The organism is Nocardia implantans (assembly GCF_035544775.1).
Taxonomy (GTDB): Bacteria; Actinomycetota; Actinomycetes; order Mycobacteriales; family Mycobacteriaceae; genus Nocardia; species Nocardia implantans.
Genome location: NZ_JAYKYQ010000002.1, coordinates 188,206 through 209,558, shown reverse-complemented (window position 1 = coordinate 209,558; position 21,353 = coordinate 188,206). Strand labels below are relative to the sequence as shown.

Below are 21,353 nucleotides of genomic sequence, written 5' to 3'. Positions count from 1 at the left end.
GCGACGGCACCCGGGCACGGTGCTCAGTCGAACGACGGATCTTCGGTCCGCGTGCGCTTCAGCTCGAAGAAGTGCGGGTAGGACGCCAGCGCCACCGCAGCGTCCCAAAGCTTGCCCGCCTCCTCGCCGCGGGGGATCCGCGACAGAACCGGACCGAAGAACGCCGTGCCGTTGATGTGGATGGTCGGGGTGCCCACATCCGGCCCCACCTTGTCCATCCCCTCGTGATGGCTCTTGCGCAGCGCCTCGTCGTAGTCGGTGCTCTCGGCGGCCGCGGCCAGCTCGGCGGGCAGGCCGACCTCCGCCAGCGCGTCGGCGATCACCGCGGCGAGGGTCTCCTTGCGGCTCTCGCGTTCGTATTCCGCCCGCCGATTGTGGATGCGCGTGCCCATCGCCGTGTACAGCGGCGACAGCACCTTGTCGCCGTGCTCCTGCGCCGCGGCGATCGCGACGCGGACCGGGCCCCACCCCGTGTCCAGTAGTTCCTGGTACTGCGGCGGCACATCCTTGCCCTCGTTCAGCACCGACAGGCTCATCACGTGGAATCGGGCTTCGATGTCGCGCACCTGCTGGACCTCGAGGATCCAGCGCGACGTGATCCAACACCACGGGCACAGCGGGTCGAACCAGAAATCGGCGACGTCCTTGGTGGCTTCGTCGGTCACGGGCGGCTTCCTCTCGATCGCATGCGGACAGGCGGCCGCACACTGCGCCGCCCTACCGAGCAACCACGGCGGCTCGCGATTCGTTCCCACCCGCGGCGCCCGTTTTCCCGAGCCGCGCGCACGGCTGCCAGTAGGGTTGACCGGCAGGAGCTTGGTTCCCTTCGGAGAAGGAGTCCGCGATGAGTTCTGACCAGCGTTTCGTCATCGTCGGCGGCGGACTGGGCGCGGCCAAGGTCGCGGAAGCGTTGCGCGCCAACGACTTCGAGGGAACCGTGACGCTGATCGGCGCCGAGGAGCACCTGCCCTACGATCGACCGCCGCTGTCGAAGGAGCATCTGGCCGGGAAGAAGTCGCTGCCGGAGTTCACGATCGATCCGGCTCAGTGGTACCGCGATCACCACATCGAGGTCCGGCTGGGCACCACCGTCACCGGGCTGGACCCCGCGGCCAAGACGGTCACCCTGCCCGACGGTTCCACGCTCTCCTACGACAAGCTCGCGCTCGCCACCGGCTCCACGCCCCGGACCCTGCCCGTTCCCGGCGCCGACGCGCCCAACGTGTACACCTTGCGCACCATCGAGGACTCCGACACGTTGATCGAGCTGTTCAGCGGCGCGACGCGGCGGCTGGTCATCATCGGCGCGGGCTGGATCGGCCTGGAGGTCGCCGCCGCGGCCAGGGCGGCGGGCGTGGCGGTGACCATCGTCGAACGCGCCGACCTGCCGCTGCTGGCGGTGCTGGGGCCGGAGATGGGCGAGGTGTTCGCCGACCTGCACCGCGCCAACGGCGTCGACTTCCGGTTCGGCGCGCAGGTCGAGGCGATCACCACCGAGGACGCCATCGCCACCGCGGTCGCCAACGGCGTGCGCCTCGGCGACGGCAGCACGATCGAGGCCGACGCGGTGCTGGTCGCCGTCGGCGCGCGCCCGAACGTGGAACTGGCCGCCGACGCCGGACTCGCCGTGGACGACGGCGTGCTCGTCGACGAGCGCTTGGCCACCAGTGATCCGGACATCGTCGCGGTCGGCGACATCGCCGCCCAGCAGCACCCGGTGCTCGGCAGGCGGGTCCGGGTCGAGCACTGGGCGAACGCGCTCAATCAGCCCGCGGTCGCCGCCGCGACCATGCTCGGCAAGCAGGCTTCCTACGACCGGCTGCCCTACTTCTTCACCGATCAGTACGACCTGGGCATGGAGTACACCGGGTTCGCCGCGCCGGGCGAGCACGCCAGGGTCGTCGTGCGCGGCGACAAGGCGGCACGTGAATTCGTGGCGTTCTGGCTGGACGCCGACAACCGGGTGCTGGCCGGGATGAACGTGAACGTCTGGGACGTCACCGACCGGATCAAGGAATTGATTCTGGCGGGCGAACCGGTGGATCCGGATCGGCTGGCCGACACCTCGGCGCCGCTGTGACGTGGATCACCTCCGCGATGTGTCGAATGCGCGCGCCGCGCTCCGACCCCATCGCGAGCGCCACCCGCGCGCTGCATCCGACCGAACGCCGGAGAGGAAACCGATCATGAAGTACATGCTGCTGAAGACCTACGGGCCGACCGCGTACTGCGACACACCGATCAACGAATGGTCCCCGGAAGAGATCCGGGCCCACATAGACTTCCAGCGCGCGCTGGGTGCGCAACTGGCCGAGGCGGGCGAGTTGGTGGACGCGCAGGGATTGGCCGGTCCGGAGGAGGCGCGGATCGTCAGTTCGGACGGCCGGTCGGCGCCGGTGGTCACGGACGGGCCCTTCCCGGAGACCAAAGAGTTCTTGGCGGGGTACTGGATCGTCGACGTGGACAGCCCCGAGCGGGCCTACGAGATCGCCGCGCAGGCCTCCGCCGCACCCGGCCCAGGCGGTAAACCGATCGGCGAGTACATCGAAGTTCGCGCGGTGATGGGTGCCCCCGCCACCGAGCAATGAGCGACCGGAGTGCGGTGCCCGACGACACACCGCTCCCGGCGAGCACCGAGGACCTGCTGCGCACACTGGCGCCGCAGGTCCTCGGAACGCTCGTCCGCCGGTTCGGTGACTTCGACACCGCGGAAGACGCGCTGCAGGAAGCGCTGCTCGCGGCCGCGACCCAGTGGCCGAGGGAGGGCCTGCCGGACCATCCGCGGGCCTGGCTGATCCAGGTCGCGCAGCGCCGGATGGCCGACGCCGTGCGCGCGGAGGTGGCTCGGCGGCGCAGGGAGACCACGGCTTTCGACCGCGAGGTCACCGACGCCGTGCCCGTCGATCACGACGACACCCTCACCATGCTGTTCCTGTGCTGCCATCCGGCGCTGACGCCCGCCGCCGCCATCGCGCTGACGCTGCGCGCGGTGGGCGGTCTCGGCACCGACCAGATCGCCCGCGCCTTCCTGCTGCCGGAAGCGACGATGGCGCAGCGCATCACGCGGGCGAAGAAGAAACTGGCCACGGTCGAGCGTCCCTTCGCGCAGCCGGGCGATCAGCGGTGGCGCGAGCGGCTCGGCGCGGTGCTGCACGTGCTGTACCTGATCTTCAACGAGGGCCATACCAGCAGCTCGGGGCACACGTTGCAGCGGACGGACCTGTCCGACGAGGCGATCCGGCTCACCCGAGCGGTGCACCGGCTGTTGCCCGAAGACAGCGAGGTCACCGGTTTGCTCGCGCTGATGCTGCTCACCGACGCCCGCCGGGCCGCACGCACCGGCGCGCACGGCGAACTCATCCCGCTGGCCGAGCAGGATCGCGCGCGGTGGGATCGTGCGCTGATCACCGAAGGGACGACCCTGGTCACCGGCACGCTCGCAGGCGGCTTGCGCGGGCCGTACCAGATCCAGGCGGCCATAGCGGTCCTGCACGCGCAGGCTCCGCGCTCGGAGGACACCGAGTGGACCAAGATCCTCGCGCTGTACGACCGGCTCGAACGGCTCTCGGACAATCCGATGGTGACGCTCAACCGGGCGGTGGCGACGGCGATGGTGGCGGGACCACAAGCGGGTCTCGCGCTGGTCGAGACCCTCGACGACCACCTGTCCGGCACGCACCGGCTCGACGCCGTGCGCGGCCATCTGTACGAGATGGCCGGTGCGGTCGACGCGGCCATCGACTGCTACACCAAGGCGGCCGCGCGCACGACGAGCGTGCCCGAGCGCGACTATCTGACCATCCGTGCGGCACGGCTGCGACACGAAGCGCGGGTGAACCTCACCGACTGAGCGGATTCCTTGCTTCAGGTGGGCGGCGGCGCCATTCCCGGTTCGGCGTCACCGGAAGCCGGCGATACGTTCGTCGGAAGCGTCTGCTCCGGCGACGCGCCGGGCACCGCCACGCGAGGGCACTCGGCCGATCGCGACCGGGCAGACTATCCCGGGTGGCAGGCAAACACAGTGCGGGAGTCCTTCTTTTCCGCCGGAACTCCGATGGCGCCGCCGAGGTGTTGCTCGGACACATGGGCGGTCCGTTCTGGGCGCGAAAAGACCTCGGCGCGTGGTCGATTCCGAAAGGCGAGTACGAGCCGGAGACGGAGGACGCCGAGGCCGCGGCGCGCCGCGAGTTCGCCGAGGAGCTCGGGCTGCCGGTCCCGGCTGGCACGTGGCTGCCGTTGGGCGAGGTGCGCTACAGCGGCGGCAAGAAGATCCTCACCGTGTGGGCGGTCGAAGGCGATCTCGATCCCGCCGCCGTGGTACCGGGGACCTTCCAGTTGGAATGGCCGCCGCGTTCGGGTCGCCTCGCGGAGTTCCCCGAGGTCGACCGCGCGGAGTGGTTCGATACGGCCACCGCGCGAGACAAGCTCGTCGCGGGGCAGCGACCCTGTCTGGATCGGCTGGCCGAGTTGCTCGCGGACTGACCGTCAGCGCGGCAGGCCCGCCCAGCTGCGGCCGGTGACGAGTTCGTAGGCCTCCACATACTTCTGCCGGGTCGCCGCGACGATCTCGGCCGGGATCTCCGGGCCTGGCGCCTCCTTGTTCCAGCCCGTCGAGGTGGCCCAGTCGCGGACGAACTGCTTGTCGAACGAGCGTTGCGCGCGGCCGGGCTCCCACTCGTCGGCGGGCCAGAACCGCGACGAATCCGACGTCAGCACTTCGTCGCCGAGGGTGAGCACATCACCGTCCCAGCCGAATTCGACCTTCGTATCGGCGACGATCACACCGCGTTCGGCGGCGTGCTCGGCGCCTCGGGCGTAGATGTGCAAGGTCAGCTCGCGCAGCCGCTCGGCGACCTCACGCCCCTCCTGGTTCACCACGTCCGCGAAGGTGATCGACTCGTCGTGCCCCTCGGACGCCTTGGTGGTCGGCGTGAAGATCGGCTCGGGCAGCTTGTCGCCCTCACGCAGGCCGGGCGGCAGCGCGATCCCGCACACCGAGCCCGTCTGCCGGTACTCCACCAGCCCCGACCCGGTCAGGTAGCCGCGCGCGATGCATTCCACCTGCACCATCTTCAGCGGCTTGACCCGGATGCCGCGACCGGCGAACTCGGCGGGCACGTCGGTGGCCGAGACGACGTGGTTGGGCACGTCGGTGAAGTACTCGAACCACCAGTTCGACAGCTGCGTGAGCAGAGCGCCCTTGTCCGGGATCGGCGTCGGCAGCACCACGTCGTACACCGACACCCGGTCGGAGGCGACCAGCAGCAGCGTGTCGCCGTCCTCGTACAGGTCACGCACCTTCCCGGCGTGCACATGCTTCAACGTCGAGCCTCCGAATCCGTGGGGTGAACCTGCGCTGTACCAGGCACAATACCGCCGTCCCCGAGCGCGCCCGCCGCGCCGTCGCGGTCGCGCCGCCGAACCGGCGCGCGAGTGCCCGTGAACACTAGGGTTGATCGGGAAACTCCCGCGCGAACTGCCATGACGAATGGCATCGTGGGTGTCGCCCGTGCCAGTTCTTCGACCACGAAGGAGCCTTATGTCCGCACCCAATCTCACTCGCGACCAGGCGATCGAACGCGCCGCGACGGTGTCGGTCGAGAACTACCGCGTCGAGCTGGATCTCACCGACGGCGCGGGCAAGCCGGGCGAGCAGACCTTCTTCTCCCGCAGCACCGTGACCTTCACCGCGAAACCGGGTGCGAGCACGTTCATCGACATCGTGGCGCGCGGCGTGCGCTCGGCGGTGCTCAACGGGACCGCGCTGGACGTCTCCGATTACGACGAGTCGACCGGCATCACGCTGAACGACCTGGCCGAGCGCAACGAGCTGGTGGTGGAAGCCGATTGCGAGTACTCGCACACCGGCGAGGGCCTGCATCGGTTCGTCGACCCCGCCGACGACGCCGTCTACCTGTACTCGCAGTTCGAAACCGCCGACGCCAAGCGGATGTTCGCCTGCTTCGACCAGCCCGACCTCAAAGCCACCTTCGACATCGCCGTCACCGCGCCGGAGGACTGGCAGGTCATCTCCAACGCGGCCGTCGTGCAGACGCTCGTCGCGGAGCCGGGCAAGCACGTCTTCCGCACCACCCCGAAGATGAGCACCTACCTCGTCGCGCTCATCGCGGGCCCGTACGCGCAATGGACCGACGTCTACACCGACGAGCACGGCGACATCCCCCTCGGCATCTACTGCCGCGCGTCGCTGGCCGAGCACATGGATGCCGAGCGGCTGTTCACCGAGACCAAGCAGGGTTTCGGCTTCTACCACCGCAACTTCGGCGTCCCGTACGCGTTCGGCAAGTACGACCAGCTGTTCGTCCCCGAGTTCAACGCCGGCGCGATGGAGAACGCGGGCGCGGTGACCTTCCTGGAGGACTACGTCTTCCGGTCCAAGGTCACCAGGGCGTCCTACGAGCGCCGCGCCGAGACCGTGCTGCACGAGATGGCGCACATGTGGTTCGGCGACCTGGTCACCATGAAGTGGTGGGACGACCTGTGGCTGAACGAGTCCTTCGCCACCTTCGCTTCGGTGCTGTGCCAGTCCGAGGCCACCGAGTACACCAACGCATGGACCACCTTCGCGAACGTGGAGAAGTCCTGGGCCTACCGGCAGGACCAGCTGCCGTCCACGCACCCGATCGCCGCGGACATCCCCGACCTCGCCGCGGTCGAGGTCAACTTCGACGGAATCACCTACGCCAAGGGCGCCAGCGTCCTCAAGCAACTCGTCGCCTACGTCGGCCTGGAGCCGTTCCTGGCCGGCCTGCGCGCGTACTTCGCCGACCACGCCTATGACAACGCCACCTTCGACGACCTGCTGTCGGCGCTGGAGAAGTCGTCCGGCCGCGACCTGTCCACCTGGGGCGCGCAGTGGCTCAAGACCACCGGCCTCAACATCCTGCGCCCCGAGTTCGAGGTGGACGCCGAAGGCAGGTTCAGCTCGTTCGCGGTCGTGCAGGAGGGCGCGCAGCCGGGCGCGGGCGAGCGGCGCGTGCACCGTCTGGCGATCGGCGTCTACGACGATCAGGACGGAAAACTGGTGCGCACCGAGCGCGTCGAACTCGACCTCGACGCCGCCGAGCGCACCGAGGTACCCGAGCTGGTCGGCGTGCCGCGCGGCCAATTCGTGCTGGTCAACGACGACGACCTCACCTACTGCTCGATCCGGCTCGACGCCGATTCGCTCGACGTGCTGGTCAACCGCATCGCCGACATCGCGGAGCCGCTGCCGCGCACGCTGGCCTGGTCGGCGGCCTGGGAGATGACACGCCAGGCGGAGTTCCGCGCCCGCGATTTCGTCGCGCTGGTCCAGCGCGGTGTCGGCGCCGAGAGCGAGATCGGTGTGGTGCAACGGTTGCTGATGCAGGCCAACACCGCGCTCGGCAGCTACGCCGAGCCGGAATGGGCCGCGACCACCGGCTGGCCGGAATACGCGAATCGGCTGCTGGAGCTGGCGCGCGAAGCCGAACCGGGCTCCGACCACCAGCTCGCCTTCGTCAACGCGCTGACCGGCGCGAAGCTGTCGGCCTGGCACACCGAGGTGCTCAGCGAGCTGCGCGACGGCGACCCGGCGAAGGTCGGCCTGCCCGGCCTGGTGGTCGACACCGACCTGCGCTGGCGGATCGTGACGGCGCTCGCGGCGGCGGGTGAGATCGACGCCGAGGGGCTGCACACGCCGGTCATCGACGAGGAGCTGGCCAACGATCCCACGGCGGCGGGCAAGCGGCAGGCGGCCGCCGCGGCGACGGCGCGCCCGATCGCCGAGGTGAAGGAGCAGGCGTGGACGACGGTGATGGGCGACGACTCGGTGCCCAATGTCACCGCGCGCTCGATCGTCAGCGGTTTCGCGCCCGCCGGGCAGGGTGAGCTGCTCGCCGACTACGTGGAGCGGTATTTCGCCGAGGTGCCCGGCGTCTGGGAGCGGCGCTCCAGCGAGGTCGCCCAGACCGTGGTGGTCGGCCTCTACCCGCACTGGGCGATCAGCGAGGACGCGGTAGCCGTCGCCGACAAGTTCCTCGCCGGCGATCACCCGCCCGCGCTGCGCCGGCTGGTCAGCGAGGGCAAGGCGGGCATCGAACGCTCGCTGCGCGCCCGCGCCTTCGACGCGCAGCCGTAGAACGAAACCGGCGCGTCCACCCTGGACGGGTGGACGCGCCGGTACGGGGTTTCGCTGTCCCTACCTGCCGATGGCGGCGGCCATCACGCGGACGGCGGAGACCACGCCATCGATCAGCTGGCCCTGCCGGAACGAGCTCAGCGCGGCGGTGACGCCGAGCTGGCAGACCCGATCGTTCGCACGGTCGGCGACGGCCCGGCCCGAGCGCACCTCGATCGCCTTCTCGTTCGGCGAGACGGCGATGAGCACCGAGTGCGCCGCCTCGGGCGTGCCGGGGAAGATCGCGTCCGCCGCGGCGGCCGGGTCCTCGCCCAGATCGCCGATGTAGACGTTGAAACGCACCTTCGTCGCGCGGGTCGCCTCGGTGAGCACGTTGTCCATGGTGAGCCGCTCGACGTCGTCGAACGGCGCTTCCTTGAACACGTCGCCCGCCTCGTGCACGCCGGAGACGCGGCCGCTACTGGTGATCGCGTATCCGTGCGGCAGATCGGCTTCGACCACCGCGGGCCACTTAGAACCTGCCACTTGCCCGTCCTCCGATCAGCTCCACCGCGGTGGACTCGATGGCCGCATGGGGTTCATGCGGTGTATCCGCGAAGTGGTGACCCGAACCGATCACCTCTTCGGTGGCACTCCACAGCACCGGCGACGCGGTCCACTTCTGACCGAGGGTGAAGTGGACCGGCTTCTCGCCAGGCAGCGGCTTACCGAGGAACGACAATCCGGCGATGATGCCGTAGATCACCAGCGGTATGCCGGCGAAGATCAGCACTGTCTCGAGAATGCTCACGGATCAAAGGTAGACGATCCTCTGTAGTAGTTCTCCGTCCGGTCGAGCCGGAGTGCCGCCCGTGTCCGGTGCACCCACCGTGAGCTGGGTCTTTCCGGTTTTCCTCAAACCAACCATGCGGCCGCGTTCGGCGGCAGCTGGCCGCCGTCGGTCGGCGCGCTGGACAGCAGCACGTCTCCCGGCGGGAGCTGGATCGGCAGGTCCGAGGCGTTGAGCACGCACACCAGTCCACCCGGCCTGCGGAACGCGAGACAACCCGGCGGGCTGCCGTACCACTCGATCCGGTCCCCGGCGAACTCCGGCCGCTGGGCACGCAACTCGATCGCAAGGCGATACAGCGACAAGGTCGATCCCAGCTCCTCGAGCTGGGCTTCCACGGTCAACGGCGCCCAGCCGAGCGGCATCGGCAGCCACGGCGTCCCGGTGGTGAACCCGTACGGCGGCGCTGCGCCTTCCCACGGCAGCGGCACCCGGCAGCCGTCGCGGCCGCGCTGGGTGTGGCCGGAGCGCTCCCACACCGGATCCTGCAAGACCTCGTCCGGCAGGTCGTCGACGTTGGGCAGGCCCAGTTCGGCGCCGTTGTAGATGAACACCGCGCCGGGCAGCGCGAGTTCCAGCAGGATCATCGCCCGTGCCCGCGCGACGCCGAGCGCGCCGCCGCCGTACCGGGTGACCTCCCGCTCGATGTCGTGGTTGGACAGCGTCCAGGTGGGCACGGCGAAGACCGGCGCGACGGCGGCCAGCGAGTTGTCCACGGCGTCGCGCACCGCGTCGGCGTCGAACGCCGATTCCGCGAGGCGGAAGTTGAACGCGAGGTGCAGTTCGTCGGCGCGTACGTACTCGCCGAAACGGGCGTTGTCCTCGACCCACACTTCGCCGATGAGCACCGCGTCCGGGTACTCGTCGACCACCTTGCGGATCCGGCGGTGGATGTCGTGCACGGCGGGATTGTTGAAGCGCGGGTCGCTGTCGTCGTGCGCGAGCAGGGCCGAGACGGACAGCTCCGGCATGTCGGGCAGACCGTCGGGTTTGGCCATGCCGTGCGCGACGTCGATCCGGAATCCGTCCACCCCGCGGTCGAGCCAGAACCGCAGCGTCTGCTCGAAATCGGCGGCGACCTCGGGATTCGACCAGTTCAGGTCGGGCTGTTCACGAGCGAACAGGTGCAGGTACCACTGGCCGGGCGTGCCGTCGGGTTCGGTGATCCTGGTCCAGGCGGGGCCGCCGAAGATGCTGGGCCAATTGTTCGGCGGCTCGGCGCCACCGGGGCCACGGCCGTCGCGGAAGATGTAGCGGTCGCGCTCCGGGCTGCCGGGAGCCGCCGCCAGCGCCGCGCGGAACCACGGATGCTGGTCGCTGGTGTGATTGGGCACCAAGTCCATGGTGACCTTGATCCGGCGGGCGTGCGCCTCGGCGATCAGCGCGTCCATCGCGGCGAGCCCGCCGAAGAGCTGATCGATGTCGCGGGGGTCGGCAACGTCGTAGCCACCGTCGGCCATCGGCGAACGCATCACGGGGCAGATCCACAGGGCATCGACGCCGAGCAGTTCGAGATAGCCCAGTTTGTCCCGGACTCCCCCGAGATCGCCGATCCCGTCTCCGCTCGAGTCCGCGAAGGATCTCGGATAAACCTGGTAGAACACGGCCGACCGCCACCACGACTGCGTGGCACGATCCACCGGCGCCGTTAAGGCTGGTGCATCACTCACATCCGCAATAGTGCCAAAGTTCCGACGCGAAAGCCTTCAGGCGTCACCCCGCTTCGAATCGTGGGCAAATATTCAGCACCGTCACCGGGATGAGCGAAAAACGGTGCTCAGCTCCGTCTCTCGCGGGCAAGCACCGCGTCACCCGTTGTTCATCAGCGAATTTTTCACCACCACAACGCGGTAGAAAACACACCATCGCCGCCGTGCTGGGCGCGTGGTCAGAACGGCGCGTTCACCAATGAGTTGGCCGCCATCTCCAGGTAGTCGAGCAGCGCCTTGCGGTGCTCGTCGTCCAAGGTTTCCGGCTCGATCTCCGCGACCGCGATATGCATGCACCGCAGCCACGCGTCGCGCTCGATCGGCCCGATGGTGAACGGCATGTGCCGCATGCGCAGCCGGGGGTGGCCGCGCTCGTCGGAGTAGGTGCGCGGACCGCCCCAGTACTGCTCCAGGAACATCCGCAAACGACGCTCCGCCGGACCGAGATCCTCTTCCGGATACAGCGGACGCAGCACTTCGTCGGCGGCCACCTCGCGATAGAACGTCGCGACGAGCCGCCGGAACGTCTCCGCCCCACCGACCGCCTCGTAGAACGACGTCGCCGTTTGCTCGCCCGAAGTCATAGACCCTCTCGCTTCACCGGATGCGCCGCTGTCCATTGTGCCCGCGCCCCGGCACCGCCGCCGCACCGCCCTCGCACCGCCGATCGGCAACCGGAACATCGCGCCGGAATGGCACTTCAGCCACAGTTAACCGGACATTGTCGAAAATCACCGTGCAATGCCCGACATTCCATGGTCAACTGGGTGACAGTCTCTGCTTTGCAGATACCACATGATCCTGCCAATCATGAAATCGAGGTCGAGATGAAGCAGCGGCACGGCGCCCGATCAGAGGCGCGAGCGCACCGACAACTCCAGCCCGCCGACGTCCACAATCGTGGGTCGGGGGCTACTCCGCTGCACATCTTGTCCGAACGATATCCGGGTGGACATCGTGGTCATCACGACCACGGACCCCGCCCCACCGCCCCGCCGTCCGAGGGCACGAACTGGCTCAAGACCAGGGTGCTGCTGTTGAACGCCACCTACGAGCCGCTCACCGCATTGTCCGCGCGCCGCGCGATCGTGCTGCTCATCTGCGACAAGGCCGACGCCGTCCACCACAACGACGAGGGACCGGTAGTGCACTCCGCCGACACGTCGGTGACCATTCCCTCGGTGATCCGCCTGCGCACCTACGTGCACGTTCCGTACCGCGCCAGGGTGCCGATGACCCGTGCCGCCCTCATGCACCGCGATCGCTACCGCTGCGGTTACTGCGGCGGCAAGGCCGAGACGATCGACCACGTCATCCCGCGCAGCCGCGGCGGGGAACATTCCTGGGAGAACTGCGTCGCCAGCTGCGCGCCGTGCAACCATCGCAAAGCCGACAAACTGCTCAGCGAGCTGGGCTGGACGCTGCGCGCCCCGCTGGTCTCCCCCAAGGGCCCGCACTGGCGCCTGCTGTCCACCACTGCCGATCTCGACCCGGTGTGGTTGCAGTATCTCGGCGAAGGCGCCGCCTGATCGATCAGGTGTACTCCACCACCAGCGTCGCCCAGGTCGGCGACGCCAGTGCCTCGAAGACATGCGGCTGATCACCCGGGTACGCGATGTAATCGCCCGGGTGTAATTCGACAGGCGCGTCGACGGGGCCGACCAGTGCACGCCCTTCCGCCAGCAGCACATGCTCGACCACACCGGGGATATGCGGATCCGATCGGCGGGCATGCCCCGGTTCGGCGGTGATGCGGAACAGGTCGCGGCGAGAATTGGCCGGTCCGGCCGCCAGCAGCGTCGCACGGTACTCCGATCGCTCCGCCGCCACGACCGGGCCCTCACCGGCGCGAATGACGTGCACGTTCGGGCGCGGCGGGTCGAGCAAGCGGGAGAACGGCATGTCCAGCGTGACGCACAACGCCCACAAGGTCTCCAGGCTCGGGTTCCCGGTTCCCGACTCCAGTTGCGACAGGGTGGATTTCGCGATGCCCGCCCGGCTGGCGACCTCGCTCAACGACAGTCCGGCCCGAGTGCGCTCGCGGCGGAGGGCGGCGGCGATCACCGCCTTCGGGGTCGTCGTCGCGTCTTGCTGCGTCATCTCCCGCTCCGTTGGTTCTTCCAGCGCCTGCGGCGCTGGTGTTCGCTGTGCTTGTTCGGCCGCGACTTCGTCGCGGCGTGTTCGACAATGCCAGGTCTCGCTCCGCTCGGAACCTGCGGTCGGGCTGTGTGGTCTCGTCCTGCGGTTCCACCCGGCGCTGACGCTTCGGCGGGAACGCCTGCCGTGCGATACCACCCGCTGTCGCGCCACCGGCCTGCTGTTGCGAACGACCTGCTGCAGCGCGAGGCACTTGCTGCGCGAGGGGCAGTTGGCGCTGTGGGCGTCTGTTGCTGCGCCGGCGGCCTGGTGTTGCGCTGGGCGGCCTGGCTCGGTTGCGGCGCGAGCCTTGGTTGCCTGCGGCCCAGGACCGCGTGACCGAGGCAGCGGGACGGGCGAGGCCGCCACGGTGCCGATCAGGCTCACCCCGGAACAGAAGCGCCGGGCATCTCGCAACCATCCTTCTCGCGCACCGCCGGTGATCCGGCTCCCTGGCACCATGCTCCGCGACACGCCTGCCGCAGAATGGCCCGGCCCCGCCGGTGCTTGCCCGGACGAAGCTTTCGCCGGGGAAACCATGTTGACGAAGCGCGGCGCTGTGTTCACTATAAACAACATGCGTTCGATATGGCGAACACTGGATCGGGATGCGCTGCTCGGGATCGGGGCGGTCTGCCTCGCCGTCGGGGTGATCGGGATTTCCTACGGGGCGACCGCGGTCGCGGCGGGCTTTCCGGTCTGGCTGCCGGTGCTGCTCGGGTGCGTGGTGCTCGCCGGGAGTTCGGAGTTCCTGTTTCTCGGGATCGTGGCGGCCGGGGGCAATCCCATCGCGGCGGTGCTGGCCGGGCTGCTGGTCAACGCCCGGCACGTGCCTTACGGGCTGTCGGTACCCGATGCGGTCGGCACGGGTTGGCGGCGCTCGCTAGGGGTCCATCTCATGAACGACGAGTCCGTCGCGATGACCATCGCGCAACCGGACGCGCGACGCAGGCGCGCGGCCTACTGGATGACCGGCGCGGGGGTGCTGCTCGCCTGGCCGGGCGGCGCCGCCGTCGGAGCGCTGATCGGATCGGTGGTCACCGACACCTCGGCGCTGGGACTCGATGCCGTGTTCCCCGCGGTTCTGCTCGCCTTGGTGCTGCCCGCGCTGCGGGAGCGCACCACCCTCGCCGCGGTCGCGGTCGGCACCGCGGTCGCTCTGGTCAGTGCGCCGTTCCTGCCTACGGGGCTGCCGGTGCTGCTCGCCCTGTCCGGGGTGCTGGTCGCGGCGCGGGAGAAGCCGCGGCAGGCGACCGTGACGGGAGCGGCGTGATGCTGGCCGCCGGAGTCGTCGCACTCGCCGCGGGCACCTACGCCTTCCGCTGGGCCGGACCCGCACTCCGCGACCGAGTACGCCTGCCCGCGCGTGTGGTGCGCCTGCTGGAGATCGGCGCCGTCGTATTGCTCACCGCGCTCGTGGCCGTCACCACCCTGCCGCTGGGCACCGCGGACCTCGGATTCGCCGTGCCCGCAGGCGTTCTCGCCGGTGGGCTGGTGGCCTGGTTCCGGCAACCGATCCTGCTGGTGATTCTCGCCGCCGCCGCGACAACGGCATTCATCCGCCTGCTCGGCGTCGCCTAGCCGGGATGCGCGACAGCCGGTTTCGCACAGAGGCAGGCGGCGCCGTCCCCTCCTGCCGACGGCGCCGCCTACCCATCGATCGCTTCCGAGCAATTGTTTGCTACGCGAGAAATCACGGTGGAACCCTTCACCGCGAAAGGGGTGCGCGGAAACGTAACAGCATGATCTGATCCGCCTTCCGGGCCACCCGAATCCAACCCTCGACCGGCTGGAGGACTCTCGGGACCAACGCTGCCGGAACCGGCCTCGACCTCGCGATCTGCTACGTTCGGGCCTTCGCCTGGCACGCGGAACGGCACGAGAAGTGCATAGCCTGCGTCGCCGCTGGCTATGGCTCGTGGGGTGAGTCGGCCGGGCCGAGGAAGCTATCCACATAGCCACTTGCACGGCGAAGCGCTTGTGTCCCCGCGCGAATCACCTGCCCCGCATACCCCTGAGCACCCTGGCGAAACTCACTGCGGCAGTAAGGGAATCCCACCGCCGAGCCGACGAGCCACCGAACCGTAGCGGGCGTCGAGCCGCAGCCACGTTCTGGTCGCGCGGACACGGACGATCTCGGCGGGTGGAATACGCCGGGGGTCGGCCTTCTCCCCCGAGTGCGGGATGAAGTCCATCGCCGTGAGCGCGAAGACCACGCGCATCGGCACCTGCACCCGAGTGCCTCCGCCGGACACGGTCAGCACCGCCTGATCCAGCAGCGAGGCGGGCGGACCGTGACCGCTGCCGTGTTCCCGCGCCAGCTGCGCACCCTGCTCGGCGAGTTCGACCAGCGTGCGCGCGGGCACATCGTCGACGTGCACGAAACCGTCGGTGGGTGGCAGCGCGCCGCGCCACGCGGAGTCCATCGAAAATCCGAGGTCGATCGGACCGCCGACAGCCGAACCGGCGAGCACCAGGTCGGCGCCGACCGTCACGTCGTCGACGCCCAGTTCGGCGACCACGGTGCGCATCGCCAGCGCCTCGAAGCCCGTCGCCACCCAGGCCGAGACGTACTTCTCCCCGCGGCGGCGCAAGCGCACCACCGCCGCTGGGTCCAGCCGCACGGCCCTGGTCAGGAACGTCGCGAGATTCTCCCGCTCCGCCGGATCGGGCACGCGCAGCACTCGTTGTTCCGTCATCACGGCTGCTCCGCCGTCAGCACTCGGCCACCATCGGCGCGCGGTCGTTCACTCCATCCATTCCGACAGGTAATCACGCTCGGCGTCGGTGAGCCTGCGCAATCGCTGTGCTCGCATGTCGAACGCCGCGATCTGCGTGGAGGCCACCACGGCGGCGGGCGAATCGGGCTGCGCGCCCGCCGCACGCACCTCGTAGCCGATGGTGAAATCGACCGCGCGCAACTGCTCGATCCACATGGCGATGTCCAGCGGCGTGTCCTCGTGCCGCAATTGACCGCGGTAGCGCACCCGCAGGTCGGCGAGGACACAGCCCTCACGCAGCGGCGCGGTCGGGCGGCCGTCCTCGAACAGCCACGGAATCCGCGCCTCTTCCAGCAGCGTCACCATCCGGGCATGGTTGACGTGCTGGAACACGTCCATGTCCGACCACCTGACGTCCACCTTGGCGTGGAACCGCCGCGGCAGTACCAGGCTGCCCGCGGCCTTCCCGCTTCCGCTCACCGAACTCGTCAACGTGGTACCTCCGATTGAGCGCCCACCCCGCTCACCATGCTCCGCACTTGCCGCGCTGCAACCGACAACGTGGCGAGATCGTGGGTTCCGGACTCGAACAATTCCGACAGCGCCGCCCTGGCTCGCCCGAGGCGGGACTGATTCTTCGACTCCCAGTATGCAATCTTCTCGTCCGCCGTCTCCTCGGGGTCGCCGCCGGAGAGCACATCGAGCGTGAGGGAGCGCAGCGACCCGTACATGTCGTCGCGCAGGGCCAGCCGCGCCAGCGCGTGCCAGCGGTCGCCGCGTTCGAGGTGGCTGACCGCCTGCAGCAGCCAGTCGATCTTGAGGTGATCGTTGAGCGCGTAGTACAGCGAACCGACCTCGTCACCGTCCCGGTCGGTGATGTCGGCGATGTCCACGATGTCCAGCAGCGGGAACAGGTGCAGCAGGCCGAAGACCTCGGTGGCCAGGTCGGTCGGCGCGCCGCGAGCGATCAGCTCGGCGGACCGGTCGGTCAGGGTGAACACGTGGTGCCCGCGCAGCCATCCCGGCACCTTCGGTGCGAGTTCCCGTACGTCGGCGCGGTACCGGCTGATCTCGGAGCCCACCGCGATCGGCTGCGGGCGGTTGCTCAGCAGCCACCGGGACGCCCGGTCCAGGGTCCGCTTCGTCTCCAGTTCCAGCAGGTCGCGCACCGGGGTGGGCGCGTCGCAAGCGCGGATTCGCGCCCATCGCTCGTGCAGGTCGAAGATCCCGCTCGCCGCGGCGAAAGCGCGCACCGCGTCGGTGGTGGTGGCGCCGACCTCCTCGTTCAACCGGTGGGCGTAGGTGATGCCGCCGTAGTCCACCATCTCGTTGACGATCATGGTGGTGACGATCTCCCGGCGCAGCCGGTGCCGCTTGATCGCCGCCGCGAAACGATCCCGCAGCGGTGTGGGGAAGTACTCCGGCAGCCGGGCCGCGAAGTACTGGCTGTCGGGCAGATCGGACCCGAGCAGATCGGACTTCAGCGACAGCTTCACATGCGCCATCAGATTCGCCAGCTCCGGTGAGGCCAGTCCGGAGCCTTCCTCCAGCCTGCGCTTCATCTCCTGATCCGACGGCAGCGCCTCGAGTTCGCGGTCCAGGCCGCGCCGCTCCTCGAGTTCCTCGATCAGCCGCGTCTGCACGCTCAGCATCTGCGGCGCCTCGGTGCGCGAGAGGCCCATGAGGAAGTTCTGCGCCACATTGTCCTGCAGGACCATCCGGGCGACCTCGTCGGTCATCGAGGCCAGCAGCGGATTGCGCTCATCCTGCGGCAACTGACCGCCGGAGACCACGGCGTCGAGCAGGATCTTGATGTTCACCTCGTGATCGGAGCAGTCCACGCCGGCCGAGTTGTCCAGCGCGTCGGTATTGATCTTGCCGCCGTTGCGGTTGAACTCGATGCGGCCCAGCGCCGTGGCGCCGAGGTTGCCGCCCTCGCCGATCACCTTGGCCCGCAGTTGGTTTCCGTTGACCCGGACCGCGTCGTTGGACTTGTCGCCCACCTCCGCGTTGGTCTCCGTGCTGGCCTTGATGTAGGTGCCGATGCCGCCGTTCCACAGCAGATCGACCGGCGCCAGCAGGAGCGCGCGCACCAGATCCGGCGGCGACAGCGACACGACATCATCGCCCAGTCCGAGGGCCGCCCTGGCCTGCGGGCTGATCGGCACGGCCTTCACGGTGCGATCCCACACCCCGCCGCCGGGACTGATCAGCGAGGTGTCGTAATCCGCCCACGACGACCTCGGCAACGCGAACATCCGCTGCCGCTCCCGGTACGAGCGAGCCGCGTCCGGGTCGGGATCGAGGAAGATGTGGCGGTGGTCGAAAGCGGCCACCAGACGAATGTGCTCGGACAACAACATCCCGTTGCCGAACACGTCACCACTCATGTCACCGATGCCGACCACGGTGAAGTCCTGGGTTTGCGTGTCGATCTCCATCTCACGGAAATGACGCTTGACGCTCTCCCACGCACCCTTGGCGGTGATGCCCATCGCCTTGTGGTCGTACCCCGCCGAACCGCCGGAGGCGAACGCGTCACCCAACCAGAAGCCATAACTCTGCGCCACCTCGTTGGCGATGTCGGAGAACGTCGCGGTCCCCTTGTCCGCCGCCACGACCAGGTAGGTGTCGTCCCCATCGCGCCGCACCACCCGGGCCGGGGGCAAGACCTCCCCGCTCGCGCGATCCACGTTGTCGGTGACATCCAGCAGGCCGGAGATGAACGTGCGGTAGCAGGCCACGCCTTCCGCACCCAACGCCTGCCGGTCGGCGACCGGATCGCCGGTGGACGCGGGCGGCTGCTTCACCACGAAACCGCCCTTGGCGCCGACCGGCACGATCACCGCGTTCTTCACCGCCTGCGCCTTCACCAGACCCAAGATCTCCGTGCGAAAATCCTCCAGCCGGTCCGACCACCGCAGACCACCACGCGCCACCGGACCGAAGCGCAGGTGCACGCCTTCCACCCGCGGCGAGTAGACGAAGATCTCGAACTGCGGCTTCGGCTTCGGCAGTTCGGCGATCTCCCGTGGTTCCACCTTCACCGAGACGAAGTCGCGCGGCCTGCCTTCCGCGTCGGTCACGTAGTAATTGGTCCGCAAGGTCGCCTTGATCAGGCCGAGGATCGCGCGCAGGATGCGGTCGGCATCCAGACTGACCACCTCGTCGATCCGCCCCCGCACCTGGGTTTCCAGCTCCGTGGCATGCTCGGCGGACACCGTGTCGGGGTCGAAGCGCGCCGCGAACAGGTCGACGAAAAGGCGCGCGATATCCGGATAGGTGAGCAGCACGCGGCAGATATTGGCCTGGCTGTACGGAAAACCGGCCTGCTGCAGGTACTTCGCGTAGGTGCGCAGGATCGACACGGCCCGCCACGGCAGCCGGGCGCGCAGGACCAGCTCGTTCATGCCGTCCGCCTCCGCGCGGCCGTACCACATGGCCCCGAAGGCTTCCACGAACCGTTCCCGCAGCCCACGCACCTCCGCCTCCAGCACGTCGGCGCGTTTGGAGGACTCGAGCAGTTCGGCGTCCAGATCGCGATCGAGCGAACTGCGCAGCAACTCCGGGCGAGCGAGCAGGCCGAAGTCGTAGATCCACCGCTCACCGCCGGCGCTGTCGGCCGCGGCCTCCAGCTCGATCTGGTACGGCCGCTCGTCGACCACCTCCACGCCGAGACTCTGCAACAGCGGGAGCACCTGGCTCAACGAGATGCCGCTGCCTCCGACGTAGAGCGTGAAACGCCACGAACCCGGCGCCGAATCGGGCTTCCGGTACAGGAATTGGTCGATGTCGCCGTCGCGCAGACGGTCGAGGCGCACGATGTCCTTCAGCGCGCGGTCCGCGGCGAAATCCTGTTTGTAGCCCTCGGGGAAGGCTTCCGCGTACCGCTGCACCACCGCGGGATCGAGCACCGTCGACGTGCTCACCTCGTCGTTCAGCCGGTCGTCCCAGGTGCGGCTGGCTTCGGCGAGCAGGCTCTGCAAACGCAGCCGGTTGGGCTCGGAGGTGTCGACGGCGGGCGGCGTACGACGCGGAACACCGAGTTCGGCCTCCGGCATGCGCACGGTGAAATACACTCGCGCCAATTCGCTTTCGCCCACCCGCGCGGAGTAGTCGATGGACACGCCGCCCAGTTCGCGGACCAGGATCTCCTGCATCTCGAGTCGCGCGCTGGTGGTGTACCGATCACGCGGCAGATAGACCAGGCAGGCGACATAGCGGCCGTAGGTGTCCGCGCGCAGGAACAGGCGCACCTGGCGCCGCAGGCCGACGCTCAGCACGGCGGTGGCGGTGCGGCGCAGCGTGTCACCGTCGGCGGAGAACAGTTCGGTGCGCGGGAAGGACTGGATCACCTCGAGCATGGCCTGACCGGAGAACGAATCCAGGTCGAATCCGCTCGCCTCGATCGCCGAGCGGACCCGGCGTTCGATCACCGGGATGTCCAGGACGTTCTCGTGCACGGCGGTGACGGTGAAGACGCCGATGAACAGGTGTTCGCCGACGATCGTTCCCTCGGCGTCGAAATCCGCTACGCCGACGAAGTACGGGTACACCGCACGGTGCACGGTGGCGGGGACCAGACCCTGGGTCAGCGTGAGCAGCGGACGGTCACCGCCGTTGACCGGCACGTGAAAGTCGGTGCCGACGTCCGGGCGCAGCACGCCGAGGCAGGTGTCGGGCACGACGGTGGACAACTCCCGGCCCTGGTCGGAGCTCAGCCGGTAGCGCGCGTATCCGAGCAGGGTGAAGTTGCCCCCGGCCAGCCAGCGCAGCAAGGCGGCGGTGTCGGTCAGTTCGGTGGCCGGGAAAGGCGCCGACCCGGATCGCGCGGCCTGTTCCAGATCGTCGGCGAGCTTGCTCTGCACGGCTTCGATGGCCTCGGTGTCACCGATCACCTGACGCACGTCGTCCACCACGTCCGGCACCGCGGACTCGACCTTGGCCAGCAGCGCTGCGCTGGTCGACGGGTGCAATTGCACATGCATCCAGGACTCGCGCAGCCCCGCGCCACCGGTGCCGTCCACCTCGTGCGCGGCGGCGTGCGTCAGCCGTCCCTCTTCGTCTCGCTCGACCTCGAAGATCGGGTGGATGATCTCGCTGACACTGACACCGAGGCGGCTCAGCGACGAGCTGATCGACTCGACCAGCAGCGGCATGTCGTCGGTGACGATCTGCACCGCCGCACCGATTCCGGAGCGATCGTCCGGGTGATACACCCGCACGAGCGCGCGACCGGGGCGGCGGGTGACGGCCAACTCCAGATGCCTTCGGAAGATCTGGGTGATGCCGGTGATCGCACAGTCCACATCGCCCGCGTCGACGTGGCGGAAGTACGCCTCCTCGAGCGTCGCGAGTTCGCCGCGCAGCGACTGCGGCAAACCCGCGGCCCACGCCGCGCTGGACAATTCGGACGAGACGGTCATTTTTCGCCAACTCCCTCGGATATCGGTTCCGTAACAAAGTGACGCCGGTCCGAGGGTAACTGTGCGCCGATGACGCGTGGGTGAATTCCCTTTTCACATCCGGTGGTTCACCACGACGGCGGAGTTCGCCGCTCGTATGCCGAGATCGCACGCGACAACCTCGGGCACAGCACAGAAGTCGGACCCGCGAATGTCAGGTGAGCGCTACAGGTCGTATCCGCGGCGGCAGCGGCGCCGCACCGGTACCTCGGGTCAGCTCGGCCACCGCGTCGGCGGTCGATGCCACCGATTGCTCGAACTGCGCCTGCGCATTCACAACTCCCACCCTAGCGAGCTACGCGCGGGTAGGTGTCACTCCTGTTCCGCGTTCCCCGGAAAGACTTTTCGCTCCACCCCACCGCAGCTCTCATC

The 21,353-nt window shown here is 68.8% G+C and carries 19 protein-coding genes; 8 read left to right on the top strand and 11 right to left on the bottom strand.

Annotation, left to right across the window (positions count from 1 at the left end):
- Positions 1-23 precede the first annotated feature (23 nt).
- On the bottom strand, positions 24-665 hold the full coding sequence (locus U3653_RS05235) for a mycothiol-dependent nitroreductase Rv2466c family protein (RefSeq protein ID WP_195077481.1): 642 nt from the start codon (positions 663-665) through the stop codon (positions 24-26).
- A 179-nt stretch (positions 666-844) separates the two neighbouring features.
- Between U3653_RS05235 and U3653_RS05230 the strand changes: the two genes are divergently transcribed.
- The 4 genes from U3653_RS05230 to U3653_RS05215 all read left to right on the top strand — a co-directional run bounded on the left by U3653_RS05230 (position 845) and on the right by U3653_RS05215 (position 4,482).
- Entirely contained in the window at positions 845-2,080 is a 1,236-nt protein-coding gene (locus tag U3653_RS05230) for an NAD(P)/FAD-dependent oxidoreductase (protein ID WP_195077480.1), read from the top strand.
- 106 nt (positions 2,081-2,186) lie between these two features.
- On the top strand, positions 2,187-2,588 hold the full coding sequence (locus U3653_RS05225) for a YciI family protein (RefSeq protein WP_195077479.1): 402 nt from the start codon (positions 2,187-2,189) through the stop codon (positions 2,586-2,588).
- Positions 2,585-3,850 carry an RNA polymerase sigma factor gene (locus U3653_RS05220; RefSeq protein WP_195077478.1) on the top strand — a complete coding sequence of 422 codons (1,266 nt, stop codon included), beginning with the start codon at positions 2,585-2,587 and terminating at the stop codon, positions 3,848-3,850. Before U3653_RS05225 ends, U3653_RS05220 begins: the two co-directional genes overlap by 4 nt.
- 155 nt (positions 3,851-4,005) lie before the next feature.
- Positions 4,006-4,482: an NUDIX hydrolase gene (locus U3653_RS05215; protein WP_195077477.1), complete on the top strand. Its 477-nt coding sequence runs from the start codon at positions 4,006-4,008 to the stop codon at positions 4,480-4,482.
- Between the two features lie 3 nt (positions 4,483-4,485).
- Here U3653_RS05215 and U3653_RS05210 read toward each other — a convergent pair whose 3' ends face one another.
- Positions 4,486-5,322 (bottom strand): phosphoribosylaminoimidazolesuccinocarboxamide synthase, encoded by an 837-nt coding sequence (locus tag U3653_RS05210; protein WP_195077476.1) that lies wholly within the window; start codon positions 5,320-5,322, stop codon positions 4,486-4,488.
- A 217-nt stretch (positions 5,323-5,539) separates the two neighbouring features.
- Between U3653_RS05210 and pepN the strand changes: the two genes are divergently transcribed.
- Positions 5,540-8,122 (top strand): aminopeptidase N, encoded by a 2,583-nt coding sequence (gene pepN, locus U3653_RS05205; RefSeq protein ID WP_195077475.1) that lies wholly within the window; start codon positions 5,540-5,542, stop codon positions 8,120-8,122.
- Positions 8,123-8,182: 60 nt separating this feature from the next.
- Here the strand turns inward: pepN and U3653_RS05200 are convergent, their stop codons facing one another.
- From U3653_RS05200 to U3653_RS05185, 4 genes are all read right to left on the bottom strand, one after another.
- On the bottom strand, positions 8,183-8,647 hold the full coding sequence (locus U3653_RS05200; protein ID WP_323123929.1) for a DUF5130 domain-containing protein: 465 nt from the start codon (positions 8,645-8,647) through the stop codon (positions 8,183-8,185).
- The gene (gene ctaJ, locus U3653_RS05195; RefSeq protein ID WP_067802579.1) at positions 8,634-8,912 is read right to left on the bottom strand and encodes an aa3-type cytochrome oxidase subunit CtaJ; all 279 of its coding nucleotides are present in this window, start codon (positions 8,910-8,912) and stop codon (positions 8,634-8,636) included. Before ctaJ ends, U3653_RS05200 begins: the two co-directional genes overlap by 14 nt.
- Positions 8,913-9,016: 104 nt before the next feature.
- Positions 9,017-10,621: a glycoside hydrolase family 13 protein gene (locus tag U3653_RS05190; RefSeq protein WP_397069867.1), complete on the bottom strand. Its 1,605-nt coding sequence runs from the start codon at positions 10,619-10,621 to the stop codon at positions 9,017-9,019.
- A 218-nt stretch (positions 10,622-10,839) separates the two neighbouring features.
- Complete coding sequence (locus tag U3653_RS05185; RefSeq protein WP_195077473.1) at positions 10,840-11,244, bottom strand: globin; 405 nt, start codon at positions 11,242-11,244, stop codon at positions 10,840-10,842.
- 243 nt (positions 11,245-11,487) lie between these two features.
- Here U3653_RS05185 and U3653_RS05180 point away from each other — a divergent pair, with 243 nt between their 5' ends.
- Positions 11,488-12,189 carry an HNH endonuclease gene (locus tag U3653_RS05180; protein WP_195077472.1) on the top strand — a complete coding sequence of 234 codons (702 nt, stop codon included), beginning with the start codon at positions 11,488-11,490 and terminating at the stop codon, positions 12,187-12,189.
- Between the two features lie 4 nt (positions 12,190-12,193).
- Here the strand turns inward: U3653_RS05180 and U3653_RS05175 are convergent, their stop codons facing one another.
- Positions 12,194-12,760 carry a helix-turn-helix domain-containing protein gene (locus U3653_RS05175; RefSeq protein ID WP_195077471.1) on the bottom strand — a complete coding sequence of 189 codons (567 nt, stop codon included), beginning with the start codon at positions 12,758-12,760 and terminating at the stop codon, positions 12,194-12,196.
- Positions 12,761-13,373: 613 nt separating this feature from the next.
- Here U3653_RS05175 and U3653_RS05170 point away from each other — a divergent pair.
- Both U3653_RS05170 and U3653_RS05165 read left to right on the top strand, forming a co-directional pair.
- Positions 13,374-14,069: an AzlC family ABC transporter permease gene (locus U3653_RS05170; RefSeq protein ID WP_195077470.1), complete on the top strand. Its 696-nt coding sequence runs from the start codon at positions 13,374-13,376 to the stop codon at positions 14,067-14,069.
- Positions 14,069-14,377, top strand: coding sequence for an AzlD domain-containing protein (locus tag U3653_RS05165; protein WP_195077469.1), 309 nt, complete (start codon positions 14,069-14,071; stop codon positions 14,375-14,377). The genes U3653_RS05170 and U3653_RS05165 overlap by 1 nt, the downstream gene beginning before the upstream one ends.
- Positions 14,378-14,829: 452 nt before the next feature.
- On the opposite strand, the gene U3653_RS05160 is transcribed toward U3653_RS05165, so the two are convergent.
- From U3653_RS05160 to U3653_RS05145, 4 genes are all read right to left on the bottom strand, one after another.
- Positions 14,830-15,495 (bottom strand): DUF8185 domain-containing protein, encoded by a 666-nt coding sequence (locus U3653_RS05160; RefSeq protein WP_195077468.1) that lies wholly within the window; start codon positions 15,493-15,495, stop codon positions 14,830-14,832.
- A gap of 48 nt (positions 15,496-15,543) precedes the next feature.
- Complete coding sequence (locus U3653_RS05155; protein ID WP_063053764.1) at positions 15,544-15,996, bottom strand: acyl-CoA thioesterase; 453 nt, start codon at positions 15,994-15,996, stop codon at positions 15,544-15,546.
- An 8-nt stretch (positions 15,997-16,004) separates the two neighbouring features.
- The gene (locus U3653_RS05150) at positions 16,005-20,942 is read right to left on the bottom strand and encodes an NAD-glutamate dehydrogenase (protein ID WP_195077467.1); all 4,938 of its coding nucleotides are present in this window, start codon (positions 20,940-20,942) and stop codon (positions 16,005-16,007) included.
- Between the two features lie 193 nt (positions 20,943-21,135).
- Positions 21,136-21,258, bottom strand: coding sequence for a hypothetical protein (locus U3653_RS05145; protein ID WP_267465347.1), 123 nt, complete (start codon positions 21,256-21,258; stop codon positions 21,136-21,138).
- Between the last annotated feature and the right edge of the window lie 95 nt (positions 21,259-21,353).